Genomic DNA, 20,582 nt, shown 5'->3' with positions numbered 1-20,582 from the left:
CATGAGGATGCGCGCCAGCCACTTCCTCGCAGCAGATGGAATTCAGCTTGTGTCAAAAGAGACAAAGAAGCACCGCGTCTACGCCATCAGCGTCGCAAGCGTGTATCCACACTACATCGCCAAGGCCGAGAAGAAGGGACGCACCAAAGCCGAAGTCGATGAAATCATCCGCTGGCTCACCGGGTACAGCCAGAAAGGGCTGGAAGCCGCGCTGGCAAAGAAGACGGACTTCGAAACCTTCTTCGCGCAGGCGCCGCAGTTGAACGCGTCGCGGTCGCTGATCACGGGCGTGATCTGTGGCATCCGGGTGGAGAACATCGAGGAGCCGCTGATGCGGGAACTTCGCTACCTCGACAAGCTGATCGACGAGCTGGCCAGGGGCAAGGCCATGGAGAAGATTCTGCGCAAGCAGCCAGGCTAGAATGGGCCAAGGCGCACAGCCGGCTCACCAATTACGAAACTGCGGATGGTGGATTTCGCATTACTCAGCCACCCTGCAGGTCCCGCAACCTCTCCGCATCCCGCACAATCTCATTGTGATCGAACGCGAGATCGAGCGCCCGCCAGTCGGCACGGAACGCAGCTTCCGCCGCATCGTCGCCCGCAACCGGCGCGCCGTCCTCTGCCGTCGCGAGATAGGCAATGCCGATGGTGTGGCCGCGCGGATCGCGCTTCGGGTCCGAATAGACCCCGATGAGACGCAACTCTCGCGCAACGAGACCGGTCTCTTCCATCAGTTCGCGGCGGGCCGCAGCCTCGGTGGTCTCGCCGTAATCGACAAAGCCGCCGGGCAGCGCAAATTGCCCGGCGAAGGGCGGATGGCGGCGGCGGATCAGCAGCAGGCGGTCGCGGTCATCGAACACCACGCAGTCGGCCGTCACGGCCGGAGTTTTGCAGCTCATGGCAGAGCAGCGTAACCGGTCCGACGGCCGGCGCAATCGGCTCCGCGCCGTGACGTCACCTCGCCTTCCGCCGGCCCGCGCGCCTATTCCGCCCCACAATGGCACAAGGTTCGCATCCGTTCGCAAAGAACGAATCGGGGCCGGCGATTCGACGTCTGCAAGGCCCTGATCGGCGCAACCGGATTTCGGCGGGGAAACGCGATCGCGGCTTCTGTTCCGCTCGCGTGGTTAACGAAACGTATCCAGCTCGGCGGCGCGCGGCCTCGTCGAAGAGGCCCCTCCGCTATCCGGCCATCCGGATTGACACCCACACCGGTCTGGCGAACCTTGTTCAAGACATAACAAGGGGGTCACCATGTCCGGGCGCGGGCTTCTGCTCCTTTTACGAATTCTTCCGGCGCTCCTGCTCATGGTCGCAGCGCTGTTGCCGGGCGCCGCCTTCGCCGCACCTCCCGCGAGCTGCGCGCACAAGTTCATCGGCACCTGGACGTATTCCGGCGGCACGACCGTCGTGAAGGCGGACGGCACCGCCTACCCGCAATGCTTTTCCTGTGTCCGCGTCCAGAACTGGACCTGTCAGGGCGATACTTACCTGTTCAGCAATTCGGGACCGCCCGGCCAGTTCACGGCAACACTGATCGCACCCAATCGCATGCAGGGCTCCGGGATCATCGCAACACGCACCGGCGGCGCTCCGCAAGCAGCAGCCAGCCCTCGGCAGCCGCCCTCGCAACGCTCCGATCCGCCGGTTGGCGATGCCCGCTCCTGCCTCTCGGCGCCGAAGCAAAACGGCAGCGACTATACGATCTCAAGCCACTGCCCGAATGCGGTCTACGCAGTCTATCGTTCGATCAATGCCGAACGAAAATGCGAACACGACATCCTGCGCATCAGCAAGGTGATCACCGGCGACACCGTCAGCTATTTCAATACGCCGCCTCGCCTCGTGCGCGCCTGCTATGAGGGCCGCACCTGCAACGCGGCAGCGCTGCGGCAGCGCTACGGGAAGTGCTCGTAGCGGTTGCGCGCTGTCACGGCCGGTTTTCTGCAACCCGCAGCGTCACTGGACTCTCCGCCTCATCCCGGCTCCCCGCTCCCTGCGCGCGAGGGTCGCACGCAACGTTACCATCCTGTCATCGCCCGGAACGAAGCCCATCGGGACCGGTTGGTCCAACGTTCGCAACACCATTGTTCGCGCACGCGTTGCGCTTCGAAATCCCAAAAGGTGGAAATGCCATGCTGAAAACAACCATTGCCGCAGCCTTCGTCGTCGCGGCCTTTGCCAGCCCCGCTCACGCGATACCGGCGTCGTCACCGGCGCCGTCGATCTCCGAAGCGCGCCTGGAGCCCATTGAGATCCGCAACAAGAGAAACCGGCATTGGAAGAACCGGAACTGGAAACGCGGACGCCATTGGAACAATCGGCGTCACTGGCGCGGGCGCAGTCACTATCGCGGTCCTCGATATCATGGGTGGCGCCGCTATGGCGCGCGTCCCTGGAATTGGCGGGCTCGCGGCTGCGTTGTCGTCGGACCGGTGTGGTTCTGTCCGTAGCAAACACCGGTGTCGTTCTGTCCGTAGCAAACGGGGCAAGTGCGGGCGGGTCGTGCCGGTAGGCTGACCCGCCGTTTGCCGCAGCGGTCGATGGTGATAGGATCGCTCCCGACCTTGCGCCAAACGCCCCATGCTGACCCTTTATTCCTACCCGACCCTGTTCGGCGTCGCCGACAACAACGCCTATGGCCTGAAGGTCTTCGCCTTTCTCAAGCTCGCCGGCGTGCCGTTCCGGCATGAGCACATCTTCGACGCCGCTGCCGCGCCGCGCGCACAACTTCCCTATATCGAGGACGACGGCGAGGCGATCGGCGACAGCGACGCCATCATCGCCCATGCCATGCGCAAGTACGGGGTTGCGCTCGACAGCGCGCTGACGCAGTCGCAGCGCGACACCGATCTCCTGGTTACGCGCATGCTCGACGACCTCTACTGGGTGATGTCGTATTCACGCTGGAAGGACGAACGCTACTGGACCGCATTCCGCGACGCGTTGCTGCGCGAGCATCCGGTACTGACCGAGGATGCGCTGCGCAACGCGAAGGAATTCAACGAGCAACGCTATTATTTCCAGGGTATCGGCAGGTATGAGCCTGATGCCGCGATGGCGCGGGGGCTTGCCGATCTCGGCGTGCTCGCAAGGCTTGTGCCACCCGACGGCTTTATTCACGGCAAGTCGCCGACCAGCATCGATGCCGGCATCTATGGATTCATCGCCAATATCTTCTTCTACGACATCGACACGCCGTTGAAAACATTTGTGGTGGCGCACGACAATCTGGTGCGCCATTGTCGCGCGATCCATGCGACGCTGGGCATGGCTTTGCCAGGGAGCAATCCGTGAAGCATCGAATGCTGGCCGGTTTCTTTTCGCTGATCTGCGGGGCTCTTGCCGGAGTCGCCCACGCTGACATCAAGGAGCCGCCGATGATGACCCGCGAAGCCTGGGGCGCGAAGCCGGCCAACATTGCCAACATGCTGAAGCACGACGGTCCCTACAAAGGCATCGTGGTCCACAATACGGCGACGCCGCAGGCGGCATGGAAGCACAAGACCACCAAACAGAAGCTTCAGGATATCCAGTTCGGCCATCAGAAAAATCCGCACCTGTTCCGTAAGGACATGATCAAGGTGCAAGGCAAATGGGGCGACTTCGCCTATCATTATTACATCGATATCGACGGCCAGATCGCGGCGGCGCGTGACCCGCAATATCAGGGCGATTCCGGCACCTACTACGACATGTCGGGCCAGCTTTTGGTGGTACTCGAAGGAAATTTCGACAAGGACCCGACCAATGCCAAGCAGCTCGCATCTCTCGACGCGATCGTTGCATGGCTTGCATCGAAGCATGGCTTGAGCGCTGACCAGATTACCGGACACCGGCAGAATTTCCGCGTTGGCACAACAAAAACCGTGAGTACCCAATGCCCGGGCGCGAACCTCGAAAAATACCTGCCGGAATTGCGCCGCAAGACCGCCGCCGCACTTCAATCGAAATAGCTCCTCGCGGGCGGCGCCGCCATATCTTCCCGCAAGCACCTCATCTGGAAGGACGCAATGATCGATTCCCCCGAATACGTCCGCTGGGAGAGCCGGTTCGCCAAGCCCGATTATGAATTCGGGACCGCGCCAAACGACTTCCTCGTCCGCTGCAAGCCGTTGTTGCCGAAGGCAGGCACTGCGCTTGCGGTCGCCGATGGCGAGGGGCGAAACGGGGTGTGGCTCGCGCAGCAGGGGCTCGACGTCACCTCGATGGATTTCTCGCCATCCGCGCAGAAGAAGGCTGCCGCGCTGGCAGCCGAGCGCGGCGTGCCCATCACCCTCATCCAGGGCGATGCCCATGGCTGGGCGTATCCGGAAGCCGCCTTCGACGTGGTCGCCGAAATCTTCACCCAGTTCTCGACGCCGGCCGAGCGGCCGCTGAAATGGGCGGGCATGCGCCGCGCGCTGAAACCGGGCGGCTTGCTCATCATCGAAGGCTACGCGCCAAAGCAGCTTGAATACGGTACGGGCGGCCCGAAACAAATCGAACATCTCTATACCCGCGACATGCTCGAACAGGCTTTCGGCGACTTCGACGATCTGCGGATCGTTGAAGAGGAGCGCGAAATGCGCGAGGGAGCGGGCCACGCCGGCATGTCGGCTACGATCAACCTCACCGCGCGCAAGCCGTAGCCCAGGGCACGATCGCGGGCGAAGACGTGAGGCCCACCGGTGCAGCCCGGCAAACTCGTCCCGGAATGAGACAAGGTTCGCGTCTGTTCGCGAAGAACGAATCGGGGGCGTGATTTCGACAAACGGATTCGAGTAGCGAGGCAACTCAATTCGCTCTCGACGCCATCCGGTCCGATGGCTTCAAGCAGGCATGGCTAACGAAAGCTTAGAGCAGCGACGTCAGCGGTTGACCGCTATCCGCGCCGCATCAGGCCTGACCCATCGGCGCTGGGGCTTTCCCGGTTCCAAGGTGACGATCTAGCCGAACCGCTGCCTTGAGCGCTCGCGCGCCTTCTCGGCCTCGACCTCGCGGTCGCGGGCGGGCGCATGGGTATGCAGCGAGGTCAGCAGCTTGCGCGCCGCCTCCGCGACCTCCTCGACCGCCGCGTTGAAGGCAGCGGCATTGGCCTGCGACGGGGCGTTGAAACCCGAAAGCTTGCGCACAAATTGCAGCGCGGAAGCACGGATTTCGTCCTCGGTCGCCGGCGGCTCGAAATTGAACAGCGTCTTGATGTTGCGGCACATCGCAGGTTCCTCCTCCGCATCCGAAAATAGCGCATCATGGAAGATAGCGCATCATGTGGGTTCCGCTTGCGCCCGGCGAAACGGATTGCAAGACTTGGCCACAATCGCGTTCGCAAGGCATCCCATGACCCACGTCACCTATCGCATCGTCCAGCATGATGGCGGCTTCGCCTACAAGGTCGGCGAGGTCTTCTCCGAGCCATTCCCGACCCATGAGGCGGCGCTTGCCGCCGCCAAGCGCGCCGCGCGTGAGCAGCGCACACCCGGCTCCACCGAGGTCATCGAATGGGAGGACGAACGGGGCGTCTGGCATACCGAGACGGCTTCCGGCAGTGACCGGCCGGAGACCGACGTGGAAGACAGCAAGGCCTGAGCAAAATGCAAGACCGCTTCTATCGGGTGCGCAGCATTTTCTGTGCACTTTGGCTCATCGCGCTCTGCGGGTCGGCCCCGGCGCAGCAGGCGGGCTCCGAACTGAAGTTCGACATCGATGTGCGGCTGAAAACCGCCAGGGTCGTCCTCAATCTCGATCATCTCGCCTATGCCGGGAAGGAGCCGTTCGGCCTTCTCTATGCGCGGATCATGCAGGAGCAATTCTCCGCCGACAAAACCGACTGGCAGGTGATCGGGATTTTCCACGGAGCGGCAGGCTTTTGGTCGCTGAACGACGATGCGTATAACCGCGTGCGCAGGACGAAATCCGGCAACCCGTATGCAAGGCAGATCGCCGTATTGCAGAAAGGCGGGGTGCAGTTCGAGGTCTGTGGCCAGACCGCGCGTGACAACAAGTGGGTGAACGCCGATTTCTTGCCCGGAATCGCGGTGAACAGCGGTGCGAATTTCCGCATCATCCAGCTCGTGCAGGATGGCTTCGTGCAGATTCAGCCGTAGGCCGGGGCAACCGCCGCATCCCGCGACACTGCAATTCAACAAGACTTTGCGTCTGACTTTAGCATCCGCGCTGACGGAAACGACACGACCGAAACCGCAGGCTGGTCTGCCCTCTGACCAACACGGGAACGAAAAGCCATGGACGTTGTCGTCGCATCCAATACGCTGCCCCGGACCAAGGTGTGGGGAGAAAACAATCCCTCGGTGAAATGGGCCGGCGCCTTCGCGGCGTGCGGCGGGCACGGCGCCACCCAGTCATCGACCATCGTCTACGAGATCGAACCGGGCGGGCGTCTCGGCTGGCACACCGACGCGACCGAGGAAACGCAATACATCATCGACGGCACCGGCGAATTGCATATGGAAGACGGCACCATCCACAAGGTCGAGCCGGGCAGCGTCTTCGTGCTGCCGACACCGGTGCGGCACGATCTGGCAAATACCGGCAAGAAGACCTTGCGCGCGGTCGCCTTCTTCGCTGCGCCGATGTTCACGCAAACCTTCGACGACGTGATGCTGCCGCCGAAGTCGCATGTCCTCGGAAGCCCCAATCGCGAAGGGCAGTAGCGCGGCGCGGCGCGCTGTCCTCTCGTGTCCCGGACGCGGCGCAGCAGCGCGGCACTTCGCGCCGCACTGCACCGGGGACCCCGGACCGGCTACATCGCGAGCCGGTTCGGATGGAAGCGCCTCACCGCCACCACGCCCAGAACAATGAAGGCCGCCAGCGTCACTCCTTGCGTGATCGCAAATGGTGGTTCCGCACCCGTCGGCGCATACGGATGGACGAAGCTCACCTTCTGAAAACTCTGGGCGATGAAGACGAAAACATTGAGGTAGAGGGACGCAATCGCGCCCGCCACATAGACCGCCCGCCAGCGGCCGGCGAGCCGGTGCTTATAAAGCGCGACGAGCGCCATGATCAGGATCAGCGATGCAATGACCCCGACGACGATGGCCGGCGTGACCGTCCTGAACGGGAACAGAAAGCCGGTCAGCGACGTCAGAACCGTCATCAACAGAAAGAATGCGGTCCAGCCCGGCAGCGGGGCGCTCGCGAACAGACCACCGACTACAATGAAGCCGGCGAAGATGGCGAGCATGCTGATCACCACATGCAGCACCGTAAAGGCCTCAATCGACAGACCGAATGTCATCAAACCCTCCGGAATCCGGCGGGGCCATCCTTGGTCCGGCGGGTTGCATCGTCAAATGCCCTCTTGCCCCTCCCCCCATGAGCGTAGCGAATAGTGGAAAGGGCGGCAGGGGGCGCCGCTGGGAAGGCGCGCCTTGCCCTTTCCCCTCCCCGCCGCTACTTAAGCCCCGCATTTCCACCATATCCCGCACGCCCGGCGCGGCCTCCCGCAGCCGATGCGGATTTGCCTGAAGGGCTCGAAGAGAAGCGCAATGAACGGCCGGCAATTCGTCTATTTCATGCAGGGCCTGACCAAGGTCTATCCCGGCAACCGCAAGGTGCTGGAGAACATCCACCTGCAATTCTATCCGGACGCGAAGATCGGCGTGCTCGGCGTCAACGGCTCGGGCAAGTCGACGCTGCTGCGGATCATGGCCGGCATCGACACCGACTATAACGGCGAGGCCTGGGTCGCCGAGGGCGCCCGCGTCGGCTACCTCCCGCAGGAACCGCAGCTCGATCCCGACAAGAGCGTCCGCGAGAACGTGATGGAAGGCGTCGCGGCCCAGAAGGCGGTGCTCGACCGCTACAACGAACTCGCGATGAACTATTCCGACGAGACCGCGGACGAGATGACGGCGCTGCAGGACGAGATCGAGGCCAAGGGCCTGTGGGATCTCGATTCCAAGGTCGACCAGGCGATGGACGCGCTGCGCTGCCCTCCCGACGATGCCGATGTGTCGAACCTGTCCGGCGGCGAAAAGCGCCGGGTGGCGCTGTGCAAGCTGCTGCTCGACGCACCGGAATTGCTGCTGCTCGACGAACCGACCAACCATCTCGACGCCGAGTCGGTGGCGTGGCTCGAGGGCCATTTGCGCAACTATCCGGGCGCGATCCTGATCGTCACCCACGACCGCTATTTCCTCGACAATGTGACGGGCTGGATTCTCGAGCTCGATCGCGGCAAGGGCATTCCCTATCAGGGTAACTACACCTCATGGCTGTCGCAGAAGCAGAAGCGGCTGGAACAGGAAGGCCGCGAGGAAGCCGCGCGCCAGCGGACGCTTGCCGCCGAGCAGGAGTGGATCGCGGCCTCGCCCAAGGCGCGGCAGGCCAAATCCAAGGCGCGCTACCAGCGCTATGAGGACCTGCTGAAGAAGGCCGGCGAGAGGCAGACCACCACCGCGCAGATCGTCATCCCGGTGGCCGAGCGGCTCGGGCAGAATGTCATTGAATTCGACGGCCTCACCAAGGCGTTCGGCGACAACCTGCTGATCGACAATCTCACCTTCAAGCTGCCGCCCGGCGGCATCGTCGGCGTGATCGGTCCGAACGGCGCCGGCAAGACCACGCTGTTCCGCATGATTACCGGACAGGAACAGCCCGACAAGGGCACCATCAAGATCGGCGAGTCGGTGCATCTCGGCTATGTCGACCAGTCGCGCGATGCGCTCGACGGATCGAAAAGCGTGTGGGAGGAAGTCTCCGGCGGGCTCGATCAGATCCTGCTCGGCAAGAAGGAAGTGAACTCGCGCGCCTATGTCTCGGCCTTCAACTTCAAGGGCGCCGACCAGCAGAAGAAGGTCGGCGCGCTGTCAGGCGGCGAGCGCAACCGCGTGCATCTCGCCAAGATGCTGAAGTCGGGAGCGAACGTGCTGCTGCTCGACGAACCGACCAACGATCTCGACGTCGATACGCTTCGCGCTCTGGAAGAAGCGCTGGAGGATTTCGCCGGCTGCGCCGTGATCATCAGCCATGATCGGTGGTTCCTCGACCGCATCGCGACCCACATGCTGGCCTTCGAGGGCGACAGTCATGTCGAATGGTTCGAGGGCAATTTCCAGGATTACGAGGCCGACAAGATGCGCCGGCTGGGCACCGATTCGATCGTGCCGCACCGGCTGAAATACAAGAAATTCACGCGCTAGCGTTTCGCACGCCGCGCTGGCCGGCCCGGGTCGCTCGCGCGGCCGGGCGCAATGCGGTCTGGCATACGGTCCGGTGCTATTGCGGCCTGCGGGCGGCGGTCTTCGGCGCCGGTTTCTTTGCCACCGGCTTGCCCCTAACGGCCTTGTCGCGGTCGGCGCCGTAGAAAAGCCCGCAGGTCGAGGCTTCCTTCGCGCTGAGTTCGCGGTTCTCCGTCGCGTTCGCATAGAATGCGGCGACGATAATGCCCGCCATGCAGAATTGCGCGGAAGCCGGTTTAGCGGAAAGCGCCAGTCCAGCGATGACGGCTGCGGCGATTGCGGCTTTCTTCATATGCACCCCCCGATACTGCCTATGACCTATAGAGCATAGTTCCAACGATTTGTCGTCGGGATTTCGACATCGATCCACCGTCCCGCACCGGACAGATGCGAGGATTCACGCCGGAATTGAACTGTGCTAGCCTTCTTGGATGAGCGAAACCGACAACCTCGTGCTGGAGCACCTTCGCCACATCCGCACAGCGGTCGATGAAACGCACGCGGATATTCGCGTAATGAAGGCACGCATAGGCTCTTTGGAGACAGAAACTGCGCAACTGAGTGTGCGCGTGGCAGAGGTCTCGGTCCGCGTCGACAGGCTTTCCGATCGCATCGAGCGCGTAGAAAGCCGCCTGAATCTGATGGACGCCTAGCTCCGCCGATGGCCGACTGGAGCGCATCCCAATATCTGAAATTCGAGGACGAGCGCACGCGGCCGGCGCGCGATCTTCTGGCGCAGGTTCCGCTCGCCGTCGCGCACAAGGTCTATGATCTCGGCTGCGGCCCCGGCAATTCGACCGAACTTCTCGCCGCCCGTTTTCCGAACGCCGAGGTCATCGGCGTCGACTCCTCGTCCGACATGCTGCGGCAGGCGCGCGAACGGCTGCCGCGATGCGATTTCGTGCACGCCGATCTTGCGCATTGGGCAGCACCGGGCGACGCCGACCTTCTCTACTCCAACGCCACCTTGCAGTGGGTGCCCGACCACCTGACACTGCTGAAGCGGCTGCTGTCGGGAATGAAGTCCGGTGGCGTAATCGCGGTGCAGATGCCCGACAACACCAACGAGCCCTCCCATGTCTGGATGCGCGAAGTGGCGAACGAACCGCAATTTGCGGCGCTGATTGCGCCCACCGCATTCGAGCGCGAAGACCTGCCCTCGCCCGGCGACTATTACGACGCGCTCAGGCCGCTCTGCGCACGGCTCGACATCTGGCACACCCATTACCAGCATGCGCTGGCCGGTCCCGAGGCCGTCACCGAATGGTTCAAGGGCACGGCGTTGCGGCCGTTTATCGATCCGTTGACGCCGCAGCAACGAGAGGCATTTCTGCAGGCCTACACGGCCCGGATCGCGACGGCCTACCCGGCAAGGTACGACGGCAAGGTGCTGCTGCGGTTTCCGCGTCTGTTCATCGTGGCGTCCCGACAGGATCGGATATGAGTCTCGAGATTTCCGCCGCGGCTCTGCGGTCGCTACCGGCGCAAGTGACAAAGGGTGTCTGCGAGGCCCTGTTCGTCGAAGCCGAGCCTTATCCGGAAACACAGGCCGTCGCGGAGATCGCGCTCGACCTTCAGGGCATTCCAGGTACGCGGCATTACGGTTTCACCCGCAAGGCCGGGCCGCGCGAGCCCTGGTATGGACGCGGCATGGAAATGCGTTCGGGCCGTCAGATCACCGTGATATCCCGGGAGGAGCTGTCGGCGATCTCGGCCGCCATGCAGGTTGCGACCGTCGCGCCGGAATGGATCGGCGCCAATATCGTGACGTCGGGAATTCCGCATCTCACGCTGCTGCCCGCCGGCACCCGGATCGTGTTCGCGGAGGCGACCCTTGTGGTCGAGGCGCCGAACGCGCCCTGCAGGATCGCCGGCAAGGCCATCGCCCGGCATCTGTCGCCGGATTCAGCGCCGGGCGGGCTCGATCTGGCCTTCCCGGCAAAGGCGAAAGGTTTGCGCGGCGTGGTCGCCACGGTCGAACGGGCCGGGACCATTCGCGCCGGTGAAGCGATTACGGTCAAGGTCCCGCCGCAAACCTTGTGGCAGTCTGGCTGATCGTCACCAGGCCATGAGTCGCGAATGATCCGGACCGCCATCCTTGCATGCTGCATCACGATTGCGGCGCTGACCAATGCGCAGGCGCAGAGCGAGGCCGAGTTCCGGACCTTCATCCAGTCGCTGTGGCCGGAAGCGGAAGCGGTCGGGGTGTCGCGTGCGACCTTCGACGAGGCCACGCGCGGGCTCAGACCCAACCTGTCGCTCCCCGACCTGGTGATCCCCGGAAAGCCGAAGGCCGCCCCGAAAGGCCAGCCCGAATTCGAGCGAACGCCGGCACAATATCTGTCGGAAACATCGCTGGCACGGCTGGCCGGACAAGGCCGCAGGCTTGCGGCGGAACACCGTGCCACGCTGGCAGCCATCGAACAGAAATTCGGCGTGCCGCCGTCGGTGATCCTGGCGATCTGGGGGCGCGAGACCAATTTTGGAAAGTTCAGGCTGCCGCACAATGCCATCGAGGTGCTGGCAACGCAGGCCTGGCTTGGCCGCCGCAAGGAGATGTTCCGCGGCGAGTTTCTGCTGGCACTGAAAATTCTGGACGAACAGCACGTCTCCCGCCCCGGCATGAAGGCCTCCTGGGCCGGCGCGATGGGCCACACCCAATTCCTGCCGACCGATTTCTACAAGTTCGGTGTGGACTTCGACGGCGATGGCCACCGCGACATCTGGAACTCGGTCCCCGACGCGCTCGCCTCGGCCGCGAGCCAGCTTCTCGCCAAGGGCTGGGACAAGGGCAAGCGCTGGGGCTTTGAGGTGAAGCCCCCAGCACAGGTCGATTGCTCGATCGCCGAGCCCGACACCAGATTGACCGTGGCGCAATGGATCGAACGTGGCTACGTGCCGCTGACGCAACAGCCGTCCGCCGATGAATTGGCCGAAGAGGCCTCGCTCTTCCTGCCCGCGGGACTGAAAGGCCCCGCCTTCCTCACGCTGAACAATTTCTACGTCTTCAAGGCGTACAACTTCGCCGATCTTTACGCCCTGTTCGTCGGCAATCTGTCCGACCGGATCGCCGGCGAGCGCAGCTTCGAGACACCGTGGGGCAGGATCGAGCAGGCCCGCTCGGACCAGATCGAGACCATCCAGCGACATCTGACCGAAGCCGGTTTCTATCGTGACAAGATCGACGGCAAGGCCGGAATGAAGACGCGTGCCGCGCTCGGCGCCTGGCAGAAGGCCAACGGCGTAACGCTCGATTGCTGGCCGTCCCGTGGACTGGCGGAGCGCATGTCTGCCCGCCGGTCGTCCGAAGCCCGGTAGTCAGAAAGCAAAGAGCCCGGCGGGCATAGCTCCGACGGGCTCTTCCGAGTCAATCCTGATGAATCATCAGGCTCCGGATCAGCAAACCTGGACGCGGCGAACGCGCCAGCCGTAGCCGTCCCACCAGCGCTGTTTCACCCAGCGGCAGGCCGGTCCGTAATAGACCGGCGCCGGAGCATAATACACCGGCGGGGGCGGCGGCGGGGCGTAGTAATAAGGCGCAGCCGCACCTGCGATGATCGCGCCGGCAGCCAGGCCGCCAATCACGCCGGCGGCAACAGCGCCGCCGCGCCAGCGGGCCTCAGCCTCGCCGGGCACCGCCATAACCGAACCCGCGATCGTCACGGCAGCGACGAGCGCGATGAATAGCTTCCTCATGCATGTTCTCCTGTAGGGGCCGGCTGGGAAACCAGCGCGATTCGCAACCCGCGGGCGAAAATTACCGGCAAATGCTTACGCAGCCGTAGAATTCCATCTCAATTTGTCGCAATTTTGATTGCCCGGCGACGCCCCGGTTCTCTGACAGGGTTAGCAAATCGGAAATATTCACCTGTCAGTGACACCGGCTAGTGACAGATGCGCAGCGTGCGCCAGCGCCAGCGGTACCCGTCCCAAAGCCGCTGTCGTCGAATGACGCAGCCGGGCGGCGGTCCGAGTGGGGCAGAATAATAGGCCGGAGCCGGATAACCCGGGTAATATCCATATCCGTAACCGGGATAGGACGGATAATAGGGATATCCGCCGAGAATGGCGTTGGCGGACATTCCGCCGATCACGCCCGCGGCAAACGCCCGTCGGTCCCCGGCCTCCGCCGCGGGTGATCCAGCCACTAGCGCCACGACCAAGGCCAGGGCGCTTACACAACCTGATACGGATCGTCTCATGCAATGACCTTTCCGGCATGGCGACCGCGAGTCAAGCCATGGATCAGTGTGACGCGCCCCTTTGAACCACTCGTGAACGAGCCAGCAGCTACTGCCGCAGCCATGTCCACAGTTTTCGTACGATCTCCCGGGGCCTGTGCCGGGTGTTCTCACCGTGGACCGTTGCCCGCGGCAACTGACGGGCCGGCGGCTGCGTCCTGCGCTTGCATGCGTGCGGGGTGACGAGACGCTTGGGCTGCTCCGCGGCGCCTGTTGCCATGCGCTTGCCGGACGGAGCCGCCTTCTTGCGGCGGGACGTCACGATCTTGCGCGCATTGCGCTTCGACAGCGCCTGGCGCATCGCGTGCGGCCCGACCTTTTCCAGGAACACCCGCTCGCGGTCATGCGTCAGCATGGCGGTGGCCTGGGCCAGCGGAAGCCAGCGCACCGCGCGGACGTCGCGCATCAGCTTCGCGACCGGCCGGCTGCTCGCCTGCATACGCCAGAACCTGACGATTTTCGGCCTGCCGCCCGACTTGTAGCCGACGGAACCGAGAAACTCATGGACCGATACATCGTGGCCGGTCTCCTCGATCGCCTCGCGCCTGGCCGCGGCCAGCGCACTTTCATCGCGGTTGAGCTTTCCCTTGGGCAACACCCAGGTCCTCTGTCGGCGCAACTGCACGACAGCAAAAAGCGGCCGCACCCGACCCCGCATGACGATGCCGCCAGCTGCCTCGATCGGCTGGCGGCCCGTTTTGCTCTTTTTCTTCTTCATGGCATATCGTGGTGCCGAATCTTGACGATCACACGACACTATATCCCGACTCGATCACGAAATGCGGGTCGACGCCGCACGCATCGCGGCGCCGGTGGCTGTCGAGGCTCCGGCGCAAGGGCCGATCTTATTTCCAGCCCGCCTCCTTCTCGCAAGCGACCCGGGCCTTGGGATTCGCCTTTTCCCATTGGGTGATCGAGCGGGTTTCGTTGTCATCCATCTTTTCGTTCATGCAGATGCAGTACGCGCGGACGATGGCAGGCGTCGCGCCCTTCTCGGCCTTGTTGTCGGAGATGCACTGGTTGATCCACTTCATGTCGTCGGCGGACATCGACTGCGCCGATGCGGCATGCGCAAAGGCCGCGGCCGCGAATGCGGCCACCAGGAAGGCAGCGATTTTCATGGGATGCTCCAAAGAAGTTGCAGACGCCAGCAGGCGCCCGCCGCGTTCTACCACTTTGGAAATTCCGCATGCGACAATAATTTGAACCGCGATCCGGCGGCTGGCGCGCCACCGCCGTTTTACAGCGGCATCTGCGTCCACCAGATTGCCAGCAGGCCAACCATCGCAGCGAGGATGACCGGCACCGTCGTCAGGGTCCACTTGCCGCCCAGCGGATGGTGACGACCGCAATAATAGCAGCGCTGGAATTTCACGAATATCGGGTCGGCGGTCGGAACCGGGGTGCCGCAGGAACGGCATTGTGCGACGGCCTTGCAGCCATTGCTCGACAAATCCGGCATGCGGCGACCCCCGGACGCGCGCAGCCAGCAGCCGCGCAGACGCAACGCTTTTCCGATGGCAATCCTAGTCGGGGTGGCTTGACAATGCGTTAACCAGCACCGTTCCCGTGCTCGTTCGACCGCTCGATCCGCCCGCGACGCTGCAGCCAGATTGCCAGCAGCCAGCAGCCGATCGCCCATGCCGCCCCGATGCACCAGCCGGCCAGCACATCGGTCGGCCAATGCACGCCGAGATAGACACGGCTCGTGCCGATCAGGAGGGTCAACAGGATGGCGATTGCGAGCAGATAGACTTTCTGCCGGTAGCGGCTCTGCACGCGAGCGAGCAAGGCGCCGAGCGTCAGGAAGGTCACCGCCGACAGCGTCGCATGCCCGCTGGGGAAGCTGGCCGTTTGAACATCAACCAGATGCGCGACCAGTTCCGGACGCGGGCGCGCGAAGACATGTTTCAGCGCCTCGCTCAGGACGACGCCACCCGCAATCGCAACAAGAACGAACAGCGCCGCAGCCCGCTTGCCGTCGATCAAGAGATATCCGATGGCGCCCAGACTGACGAGCGTGACCAGCGTGAAGCTTCCGAGGCTCGTGATGTCACGCATGACGTGTTCGAGCCAGGCCGGCCCCAGCGGATCAGCGGGCTCTTCGGGGTTGCGAAGCGCACGCAGCAGCGCTTCATCGAACGTGTGCGTCTCGCCGTCGAGCACTTCCCCCGCAAGCATGCCGAAAATTGCAAGCATCGCGGCGATCAGCGCCAGCGCGGCGAACGGGATCAGTTCCTGCAGCGACCGCGCCCGCAGGTAAGCCTGGAATGCTGATAGCTTTCGGACCGGCATTTCACCTGCTGCCAAAACGAGGACCGCGCCGAGCGAAAAAGCCAGCTCCAGCCTGATGATGCAACACACTCTTAAACTTCCGTCGCGCGTCCGAATCGCGGACGCGATTCGTTCTCTGCGAACAGAAGCGAACCTTGTATCAGGCTGGGACGGAACGCGATGCTCCGATCATCGGCGCGACAGCCGTGCGCGGCTTCGAGCGCGAATCGATCGGACACGCCTGGTAGGCCGCGTCGATCGCCATCGGCGCTCCCTTCAGGGAGAATTCCACGGTGCTGGTCCCTGCAATATGCGACATGATCCGAACATAGAGCGCGTTTGAAACTCGCAACTGGTCGACGAACCGCGCGACCTCCGCCGGATCTTCGATAAGCACCGTCGCATAGGTTTGCAGGAAGCGCGCCGGCACGTCGCGGCCGGGATTGTCGTCGAAGCGGTAGCTGAGCGTCGACGTCCGGTTCGATCCGACGCGATGATTGAACGCGAGCCGGACAACCGGGGCATTGTCGAAGCAACCGAGTTGCAGCGAGGCGATCTGAAGCTGGACCTGCGGATAGCGAAGCTGCTGCTGGCGTTCGTTGCGGCTGGGGGCAGTGAGCTGGGCGGTGGCCGCCGGCCTGTCGACGATGCGGTCATGGCCCCGCTCGATCTTCCAGGCGCCGGCGTCCGGCGTTGCGGTGGTTACGCAGCCAGTCAGCGATACTGCACCGATCAACGCAAGCGCACGCACTGGAAAGCTCCCCAGAATACCTCCAGTTTGCCTCGCGTTCCGGTCGCAAGCAATGCCCGCCGCCTCCACGCCCGAGGATCGGGGGCCGACCGGCTGCAAGACTTGCGGATTTGCGCGCCCACAAGGCTGTGCCGGCCGCGCAGGCCTGGGACGCAGCCTTGGAACTCAGCCTTGGAGTGCATCCCCCGGCCCACAGCCTTGGCGACGAGCCTTGGCGACGAGCCTTGGCGACGAGCCTTGGCGACGAGCCTTGGCGCGAAGATTGCTTGTCCCCGATACGCCGGGCTCGAACCCGAACCAAAGAAGAAAAGCCATGTCACACCCGTTGACCAACTGTAACGAGTCACCGACGCTTTGTGATCCGGTGCAAGAGTCTCTGCCGGAAGCGTCGCGGATTACCGGGCCGCGCCACCGGAACGCCCTCTGGGCTCTGGCGCTCGCGGTCGCCTCGGCTCTGGCCGTTGCCGGCGTCGCGCTTGCCGGGGATTACCATTCCAATCCATGGCTGCTGTCATGGATCCCGGCAACGTGTTGCGTCACCAACGATTGCTGCTGGGAAGTGTCGGAGCGGGAATTGCGTTCCCTCCCCGACGACGAGTGGGAAGTGAAGTCAACAGGACAGGTGCGCAAGCGCACCGGCTGGTCGCCCGACGGCAAGTTCTACCGTTGCGCCTGCGACTACGACAACGTCGACAAGCACTGGATCAAGCACCAGGGCGCGAACACGCGCTGCATCTTCGTTCCGATGCGTTCGGCGGCGGCGTCGTTCCCGAAGCAGCGGCCGGCGCATTGACCGTGAGGTTTCGCCGGGACGACCTCGTCCCGGTGTCTGGGGCGGTTAGCCGTTCGCAGGAATGCGAACGCATCACCGGGTTTTCGCGCGCTAGGGGCAGAATATCCGGGACGCACCGCGCTCCGGCGTGATCTCGCAGCACATGCGACCGCCTTGCGGCATCGGCGAACTGCCGGCGGGGCAGGATGCGCGGCTCGTTGCCGGACGCTGGCGGACATTGTCTTCCCGTGCCCGCGCGCGCGGCCTTTCTCGGGCTCGTTCGCGCGCGCGTTCGCGTGCTTTCTCCGCCCGCTCCCGCGCGCGCTCTCGGGCTCTTTCCCGCGCGCTTGGCTCTGGCGGCCGCACCGCCTCCTTCTTGATCTGCGGCTTGGCCGGAGCGGGAATCGCGATGCAGCGGCCGCCCTCTTCCCGCTGACCGGAACCGCAGACCAGCGGACAGATCCGCCCGCGCTGCTCCTTCACCGCATCCAGCGCGCTGACGGTCGCGCCCTGCGTGTCGAGTTTCATTCCGGCATGGCGATTGAATTGATCAAGCGCCTCGCGAGACTTGGGCGACCAATTGCCGTTGATCGGACCCGGATCGCACCCGACACGCCGTAGCTCGACCTGCAGGCTACGCGTCAGTGCACGTATTTCCTTGGGATCGGGGCGCGCTTCGATCTCAGGCTTGGCCGCATCGGGCGGCGGCAAGATCGCGATTTTCGGCCCGGCCGGTGGCTTGGCGGATTCGGGCGGACCTGGAACAGGACTTGGAACAGGACCTGGAACAATTGCCGGAGAAGCCGCCGCGGGATTTGTTTCGGGGGCGGGCTTCGGATCGGGAGCGGCCGGAAGCGCCGCAAAGCTTTGCGGCTGCGCCTGTGACGTCACCGCCGGTGCCGGCGGGACCTGCGGGATCGTCAGAGATTCGGCGCGTTCAACCTTTTCGCGCTGGGACCGCGCGAGATCGGCATAGAACCCCGACTTGTGAACGGAAAGGAACGAGTCCCATGCCTCCTTGGTGCCGACGCGCTCGGCGAATTCGTAATCGCGGCGCGGATCGGACACGGGAGCCTGCCGGACGCCGGTCTCGCGCTTGCGTTCCTCGACCAGGGCAACCGTGGCGCCACCGAGCGAGCCATAGACGAACGGTTCCTGCTTGTTGCCGGTTGCCCGCACCACTTCGTCGCGCACATAGCCAAGCGCGATGCGGATGTCGCGGCCCGGCACCGCGAGGTTCTTCACCAGGGCCTCGGTGAAAGGCGAATTCTTGCCACGGCCGTCTTCAGCGGTGGAGCCGGCCTTGGCGGCGAACGCGACCAGGGTGTCGCTGGTCGTAGGCTCGACCTTGGCCAGACCCGACGTGACCTGCCGCGAGACAACGCCGCGCTGCATGGTGCGCACGAAAGGATTGTCGCGGCAGGCATCGAGAATAATGAGCCGCAGCCGCTTGGCAGGTTCCAGCGCCCGCACCAGCCGGTCGAGCGACAGCGCTTCGTCCTCGACATCGAAATCGGTGGCAAGCTTCGCGTCCACGGGCAGGAGATAATTGGTCCCGTTCACTTCGATGCCGTGGCCGGCGAAATACATGACGGCAATGTCGGCATCGCGCGCAGTCAGGGTGAATTCGCGCGCCACCCGCTTGAATTCAAGATTGCCAAGATCGGCCCTCGCCTCGACCACTTCGAAACCCGACTTGCGGAAGAGTTCCGCCATCGCGTTGGCGTCATTGACGGGATTGGTGAGTTTGGAAGCGTTCTGGTAGTTGGAATTGCCGATGACGAGCGCGACGCGTTTTTCGGCATGAGCCGGGCCTGCGAATAGCGTCATTGCAGCCCAGAGACCGCACAGGATCGTGGTCAGACGCTTCATCGCCTAGCCTCCGCAAGCCCCGCCCAGGTTTGCTCAGAACCTTACCTTACCAGTCACCAAGGATCGACCCAAGATGGGTCTGAGCAGGCTGGCAAAAGGTTCAACCGGTCGTGATCGAGGTGGTTGCGCCTTGTTCCCGGATCGGTATGTGTTGCTGCCCCCGCGCTCCAATCCCGAGGCATCCCGATGCTTGTCCGCTGCGCCGTGCTCGACGACTACCAGGCTGTGGCCCTCCAGATGGCCGACTGGTCCATCGTGACCGGCGACGTGGATGTGACCGTATTCAATGAGCGGTTGGGCGACCAGGCCGCGGTCGCGCGCGCGCTGCAGGGTTTCGGCATCGTCTGCCTGATGCGGGAGCGGACCCCGTTTCCCCGGAGCCTGATCGAGGCCCTGCCCGACCTGAAGCTGATCGTCACTACCGGATTGAAGAATGCCTCCATCGACGTCGCCGCGGCCCGGGATCGCGGCATCGTGGTCTGTGGAACCGAGGGCGCCAGGCACCCGACCGCGGAACTCGCGATCGGTCTCATGATCGACCTTGCGCGACATCTCAGCGAAGAGAACGCCCGCATGAAGGCTGGCGAGGCCTGGCAGGCGACCCTCGGAGCCGATCTCTACGGCCACACGCTCGGGATCATCGGGCTTGGCAATCTCGGCCAGCGGGTCGCGAAGGTGGCGCAGGCCTTCGGGATGAAGGTGGTCGCCTGGAGTCAAAACCTGACGCCCGAGCGGTGTCAGGAGCATGGGGTCGCGTACGCGACCAAGGCCGACCTGTTCCAGCAATCGGACTTCATCTCCATCCACCTGCAATTGTCCGACCGCACCCGCGGGCTGGTCAGCAAGACCGACCTCGCGATGATGAAGCCCACGGCCTGCATCATCAACACATCACGGGGTCCGATCATCGATGAGGCCGCGTTGGTCACCGCGTTGCAGACCGGGTCGATCGCGGGGGCGGGCCTCGACGTGTTCGATATCGAGCCGTTGCCGCGCGACCACGTCCTGCGCAAGCTTCCGAATGTCGTCCTCACGCCGCATCTGGGCTATGTCACCCGTGACGGCTATCGCATCTTCTATGGCGGCACGGTGGAGGCGATCCGCGCCTGGCTCGACGGCAGGCCGATCCGGGTGATCGGCTGATCTCACCGCAACAGTCTGAAACACGTTCCGTCTGGAGGATTTGCCATGCAGCCGCGCGAACGAATCGCGTTTTCGCCGATCGAGACCCGCCCCAGGCTGAAATTCCCGGATGGCGTGCGCCTGGTGATCTGGCCGGTGCTGGCGTTGGAGGACTGGGACATTTCGCGCGCCATGGCACGCATGGTGATCGTCCCGCCGCAATTGCAGCCGCTCTTGCCCGACCATCCGAACTGGAGCTGGCACGAATACGGCATGCGGGTCGGCTTCTGGCGCATGCACAAGATGCTGGAGCGCGTCGGCGCCACCCCGACCGTGACGTTGAACGCCAAAGTCTGCGAGAC

At 63.8% G+C, this 20,582-nt stretch carries 27 protein-coding genes and 1 pseudogene; 16 read left to right on the top strand and 12 right to left on the bottom strand.

Annotated elements, in window-relative coordinates:
* Window positions 1-7: 7 nt before the first annotated feature.
* Window positions 8-421, top strand: coding sequence for a DUF2200 domain-containing protein (locus tag AB7F49_RS24480; RefSeq protein WP_428527236.1), 414 nt, complete (start codon window positions 8-10; stop codon window positions 419-421).
* A gap of 64 nt (window positions 422-485) precedes the next feature.
* Here the strand turns inward: AB7F49_RS24480 and AB7F49_RS24475 are convergent, their stop codons facing one another.
* Window positions 486-902 (bottom strand): NUDIX domain-containing protein, encoded by a 417-nt coding sequence (locus tag AB7F49_RS24475; protein ID WP_428527234.1) that lies wholly within the window; start codon window positions 900-902, stop codon window positions 486-488.
* 355 nt (window positions 903-1,257) lie between these two features.
* Here AB7F49_RS24475 and AB7F49_RS24470 point away from each other — a divergent pair, with 355 nt between their 5' ends.
* The 4 genes from AB7F49_RS24470 to AB7F49_RS24455 all read left to right on the top strand — a co-directional run bounded on the left by AB7F49_RS24470 (window position 1,258) and on the right by AB7F49_RS24455 (window position 4,634).
* Entirely contained in the window at window positions 1,258-1,920 is a 663-nt protein-coding gene (locus tag AB7F49_RS24470) for a hypothetical protein (RefSeq protein ID WP_428527232.1), read from the top strand.
* 666 nt (window positions 1,921-2,586) lie between these two features.
* Entirely contained in the window at window positions 2,587-3,300 is a 714-nt protein-coding gene (locus AB7F49_RS24465; RefSeq protein WP_428527230.1) for a glutathione S-transferase family protein, read from the top strand.
* Window positions 3,297-3,959 (top strand): peptidoglycan recognition protein family protein, encoded by a 663-nt coding sequence (locus AB7F49_RS24460; protein ID WP_428527228.1) that lies wholly within the window; start codon window positions 3,297-3,299, stop codon window positions 3,957-3,959. The genes AB7F49_RS24465 and AB7F49_RS24460 overlap by 4 nt, the downstream gene beginning before the upstream one ends.
* Before the next feature lie 57 nt (window positions 3,960-4,016).
* Window positions 4,017-4,634, top strand: coding sequence for a class I SAM-dependent methyltransferase (locus AB7F49_RS24455; protein WP_428527226.1), 618 nt, complete (start codon window positions 4,017-4,019; stop codon window positions 4,632-4,634).
* Window positions 4,635-4,931: 297 nt separating this feature from the next.
* On the opposite strand, the gene AB7F49_RS24450 is transcribed toward AB7F49_RS24455, so the two are convergent.
* Window positions 4,932-5,198: a DUF2277 domain-containing protein gene (locus AB7F49_RS24450; protein ID WP_428527224.1), complete on the bottom strand. Its 267-nt coding sequence runs from the start codon at window positions 5,196-5,198 to the stop codon at window positions 4,932-4,934.
* A 124-nt stretch (window positions 5,199-5,322) separates the two neighbouring features.
* On the opposite strand from AB7F49_RS24450, the gene AB7F49_RS24445 reads away from it, so the two are divergent.
* From AB7F49_RS24445 to AB7F49_RS24435, 3 genes are all read left to right on the top strand, one after another.
* Window positions 5,323-5,571, top strand: coding sequence for a hypothetical protein (locus tag AB7F49_RS24445; RefSeq protein ID WP_428527222.1), 249 nt, complete (start codon window positions 5,323-5,325; stop codon window positions 5,569-5,571).
* Between the two features lie 5 nt (window positions 5,572-5,576).
* Entirely contained in the window at window positions 5,577-6,089 is a 513-nt protein-coding gene (locus AB7F49_RS24440) for a DsrE family protein (RefSeq protein ID WP_428527220.1), read from the top strand.
* 138 nt (window positions 6,090-6,227) lie between these two features.
* Window positions 6,228-6,656, top strand: coding sequence for a cupin domain-containing protein (locus AB7F49_RS24435; RefSeq protein WP_428527218.1), 429 nt, complete (start codon window positions 6,228-6,230; stop codon window positions 6,654-6,656).
* Between the two features lie 89 nt (window positions 6,657-6,745).
* Here AB7F49_RS24435 and AB7F49_RS24430 read toward each other — a convergent pair whose 3' ends face one another.
* Window positions 6,746-7,243, bottom strand: a complete 498-nt coding sequence (locus AB7F49_RS24430) for a hypothetical protein (protein WP_428527216.1) — start codon at window positions 7,241-7,243, stop codon at window positions 6,746-6,748.
* Between the two features lie 250 nt (window positions 7,244-7,493).
* Here AB7F49_RS24430 and ettA point away from each other — a divergent pair, with 250 nt between their 5' ends.
* Window positions 7,494-9,149: an energy-dependent translational throttle protein EttA gene (ettA, locus tag AB7F49_RS24425; protein WP_428527214.1), complete on the top strand. Its 1,656-nt coding sequence runs from the start codon at window positions 7,494-7,496 to the stop codon at window positions 9,147-9,149.
* A 76-nt stretch (window positions 9,150-9,225) separates the two neighbouring features.
* On the opposite strand, the gene AB7F49_RS24420 is transcribed toward ettA, so the two are convergent.
* Window positions 9,226-9,480, bottom strand: a complete 255-nt coding sequence (locus AB7F49_RS24420; RefSeq protein WP_428527212.1) for a hypothetical protein — start codon at window positions 9,478-9,480, stop codon at window positions 9,226-9,228.
* 139 nt (window positions 9,481-9,619) lie between these two features.
* On the opposite strand from AB7F49_RS24420, the gene AB7F49_RS24415 reads away from it, so the two are divergent.
* Genes AB7F49_RS24415 through AB7F49_RS24400 form a run of 4 tightly spaced genes read left to right on the top strand, consistent with a single transcriptional unit; the run spans window position 9,620 to window position 12,506 of the window.
* Complete coding sequence (locus AB7F49_RS24415; RefSeq protein ID WP_428527211.1) at window positions 9,620-9,841, top strand: hypothetical protein; 222 nt, start codon at window positions 9,620-9,622, stop codon at window positions 9,839-9,841.
* A gap of 8 nt (window positions 9,842-9,849) precedes the next feature.
* On the top strand, window positions 9,850-10,632 hold the full coding sequence (gene tam / locus AB7F49_RS24410) for a trans-aconitate 2-methyltransferase (RefSeq protein WP_428527209.1): 783 nt from the start codon (window positions 9,850-9,852) through the stop codon (window positions 10,630-10,632).
* Window positions 10,629-11,243 carry an MOSC domain-containing protein gene (locus AB7F49_RS24405; protein ID WP_428527207.1) on the top strand — a complete coding sequence of 205 codons (615 nt, stop codon included), beginning with the start codon at window positions 10,629-10,631 and terminating at the stop codon, window positions 11,241-11,243. The genes tam and AB7F49_RS24405 overlap by 4 nt, the downstream gene beginning before the upstream one ends.
* 24 nt (window positions 11,244-11,267) lie before the next feature.
* Window positions 11,268-12,506: a lytic murein transglycosylase gene (locus tag AB7F49_RS24400; RefSeq protein WP_428527205.1), complete on the top strand. Its 1,239-nt coding sequence runs from the start codon at window positions 11,268-11,270 to the stop codon at window positions 12,504-12,506.
* A 78-nt stretch (window positions 12,507-12,584) separates the two neighbouring features.
* Here the strand turns inward: AB7F49_RS24400 and AB7F49_RS24395 are convergent, their stop codons facing one another.
* From AB7F49_RS24395 to AB7F49_RS24365, 7 genes are all read right to left on the bottom strand, one after another.
* The gene (locus AB7F49_RS24395; RefSeq protein WP_428527204.1) at window positions 12,585-12,884 is read right to left on the bottom strand and encodes a hypothetical protein; all 300 of its coding nucleotides are present in this window, start codon (window positions 12,882-12,884) and stop codon (window positions 12,585-12,587) included.
* A 188-nt stretch (window positions 12,885-13,072) separates the two neighbouring features.
* Window positions 13,073-13,270, bottom strand: a complete 198-nt coding sequence (locus tag AB7F49_RS24390; protein WP_428527202.1) for a hypothetical protein — start codon at window positions 13,268-13,270, stop codon at window positions 13,073-13,075.
* A gap of 208 nt (window positions 13,271-13,478) precedes the next feature.
* Window positions 13,479-14,147, bottom strand: a complete 669-nt coding sequence (locus tag AB7F49_RS24385; protein WP_428527200.1) for an NUDIX hydrolase — start codon at window positions 14,145-14,147, stop codon at window positions 13,479-13,481.
* Between the two features lie 127 nt (window positions 14,148-14,274).
* Window positions 14,275-14,691 carry a hypothetical protein gene (locus AB7F49_RS24380; protein WP_428527198.1) on the bottom strand — a complete coding sequence of 139 codons (417 nt, stop codon included), beginning with the start codon at window positions 14,689-14,691 and terminating at the stop codon, window positions 14,275-14,277.
* Window positions 14,670-14,891 carry a hypothetical protein gene (locus AB7F49_RS24375; protein ID WP_428527196.1) on the bottom strand — a complete coding sequence of 74 codons (222 nt, stop codon included), beginning with the start codon at window positions 14,889-14,891 and terminating at the stop codon, window positions 14,670-14,672. Before AB7F49_RS24375 ends, AB7F49_RS24380 begins: the two co-directional genes overlap by 22 nt.
* An 89-nt stretch (window positions 14,892-14,980) precedes the next feature.
* Window positions 14,981-15,724: a phosphatase PAP2 family protein gene (locus AB7F49_RS24370; protein ID WP_428527195.1), complete on the bottom strand. Its 744-nt coding sequence runs from the start codon at window positions 15,722-15,724 to the stop codon at window positions 14,981-14,983.
* 139 nt (window positions 15,725-15,863) lie between these two features.
* Window positions 15,864-16,454 (bottom strand): hypothetical protein, encoded by a 591-nt coding sequence (locus tag AB7F49_RS24365; protein ID WP_428527193.1) that lies wholly within the window; start codon window positions 16,452-16,454, stop codon window positions 15,864-15,866.
* Window positions 16,455-16,665: 211 nt separating this feature from the next.
* On the opposite strand from AB7F49_RS24365, the gene AB7F49_RS24360 reads away from it, so the two are divergent.
* Window positions 16,666-17,247: a hypothetical protein gene (locus tag AB7F49_RS24360; protein ID WP_428527191.1), complete on the top strand. Its 582-nt coding sequence runs from the start codon at window positions 16,666-16,668 to the stop codon at window positions 17,245-17,247.
* A 90-nt stretch (window positions 17,248-17,337) separates the two neighbouring features.
* On the opposite strand, the gene AB7F49_RS24355 is transcribed toward AB7F49_RS24360, so the two are convergent.
* Window positions 17,338-19,098: a caspase family protein gene (locus AB7F49_RS24355; protein WP_428527189.1), complete on the bottom strand. Its 1,761-nt coding sequence runs from the start codon at window positions 19,096-19,098 to the stop codon at window positions 17,338-17,340.
* 186 nt (window positions 19,099-19,284) lie between these two features.
* Here AB7F49_RS24355 and AB7F49_RS24350 point away from each other — a divergent pair, with 186 nt between their 5' ends.
* Together AB7F49_RS24350 and AB7F49_RS24345 are read left to right on the top strand one after the other, a co-directional pair.
* Window positions 19,285-20,241 carry a D-2-hydroxyacid dehydrogenase family protein gene (locus AB7F49_RS24350; RefSeq protein ID WP_428527187.1) on the top strand — a complete coding sequence of 319 codons (957 nt, stop codon included), beginning with the start codon at window positions 19,285-19,287 and terminating at the stop codon, window positions 20,239-20,241.
* Window positions 20,242-20,286: 45 nt separating this feature from the next.
* Window positions 20,287-20,582, top strand: a pseudogene (locus AB7F49_RS24345) (polysaccharide deacetylase family protein); the annotation flags it as partial.

It is taken from the genome of Pseudorhodoplanes sp., from assembly GCF_050250235.1.
Taxonomy (GTDB): Bacteria; Pseudomonadota; Alphaproteobacteria; order Rhizobiales; family Xanthobacteraceae; genus Pseudorhodoplanes.
This window is presented reverse-complemented; position numbering and strand designations above follow the sequence as displayed.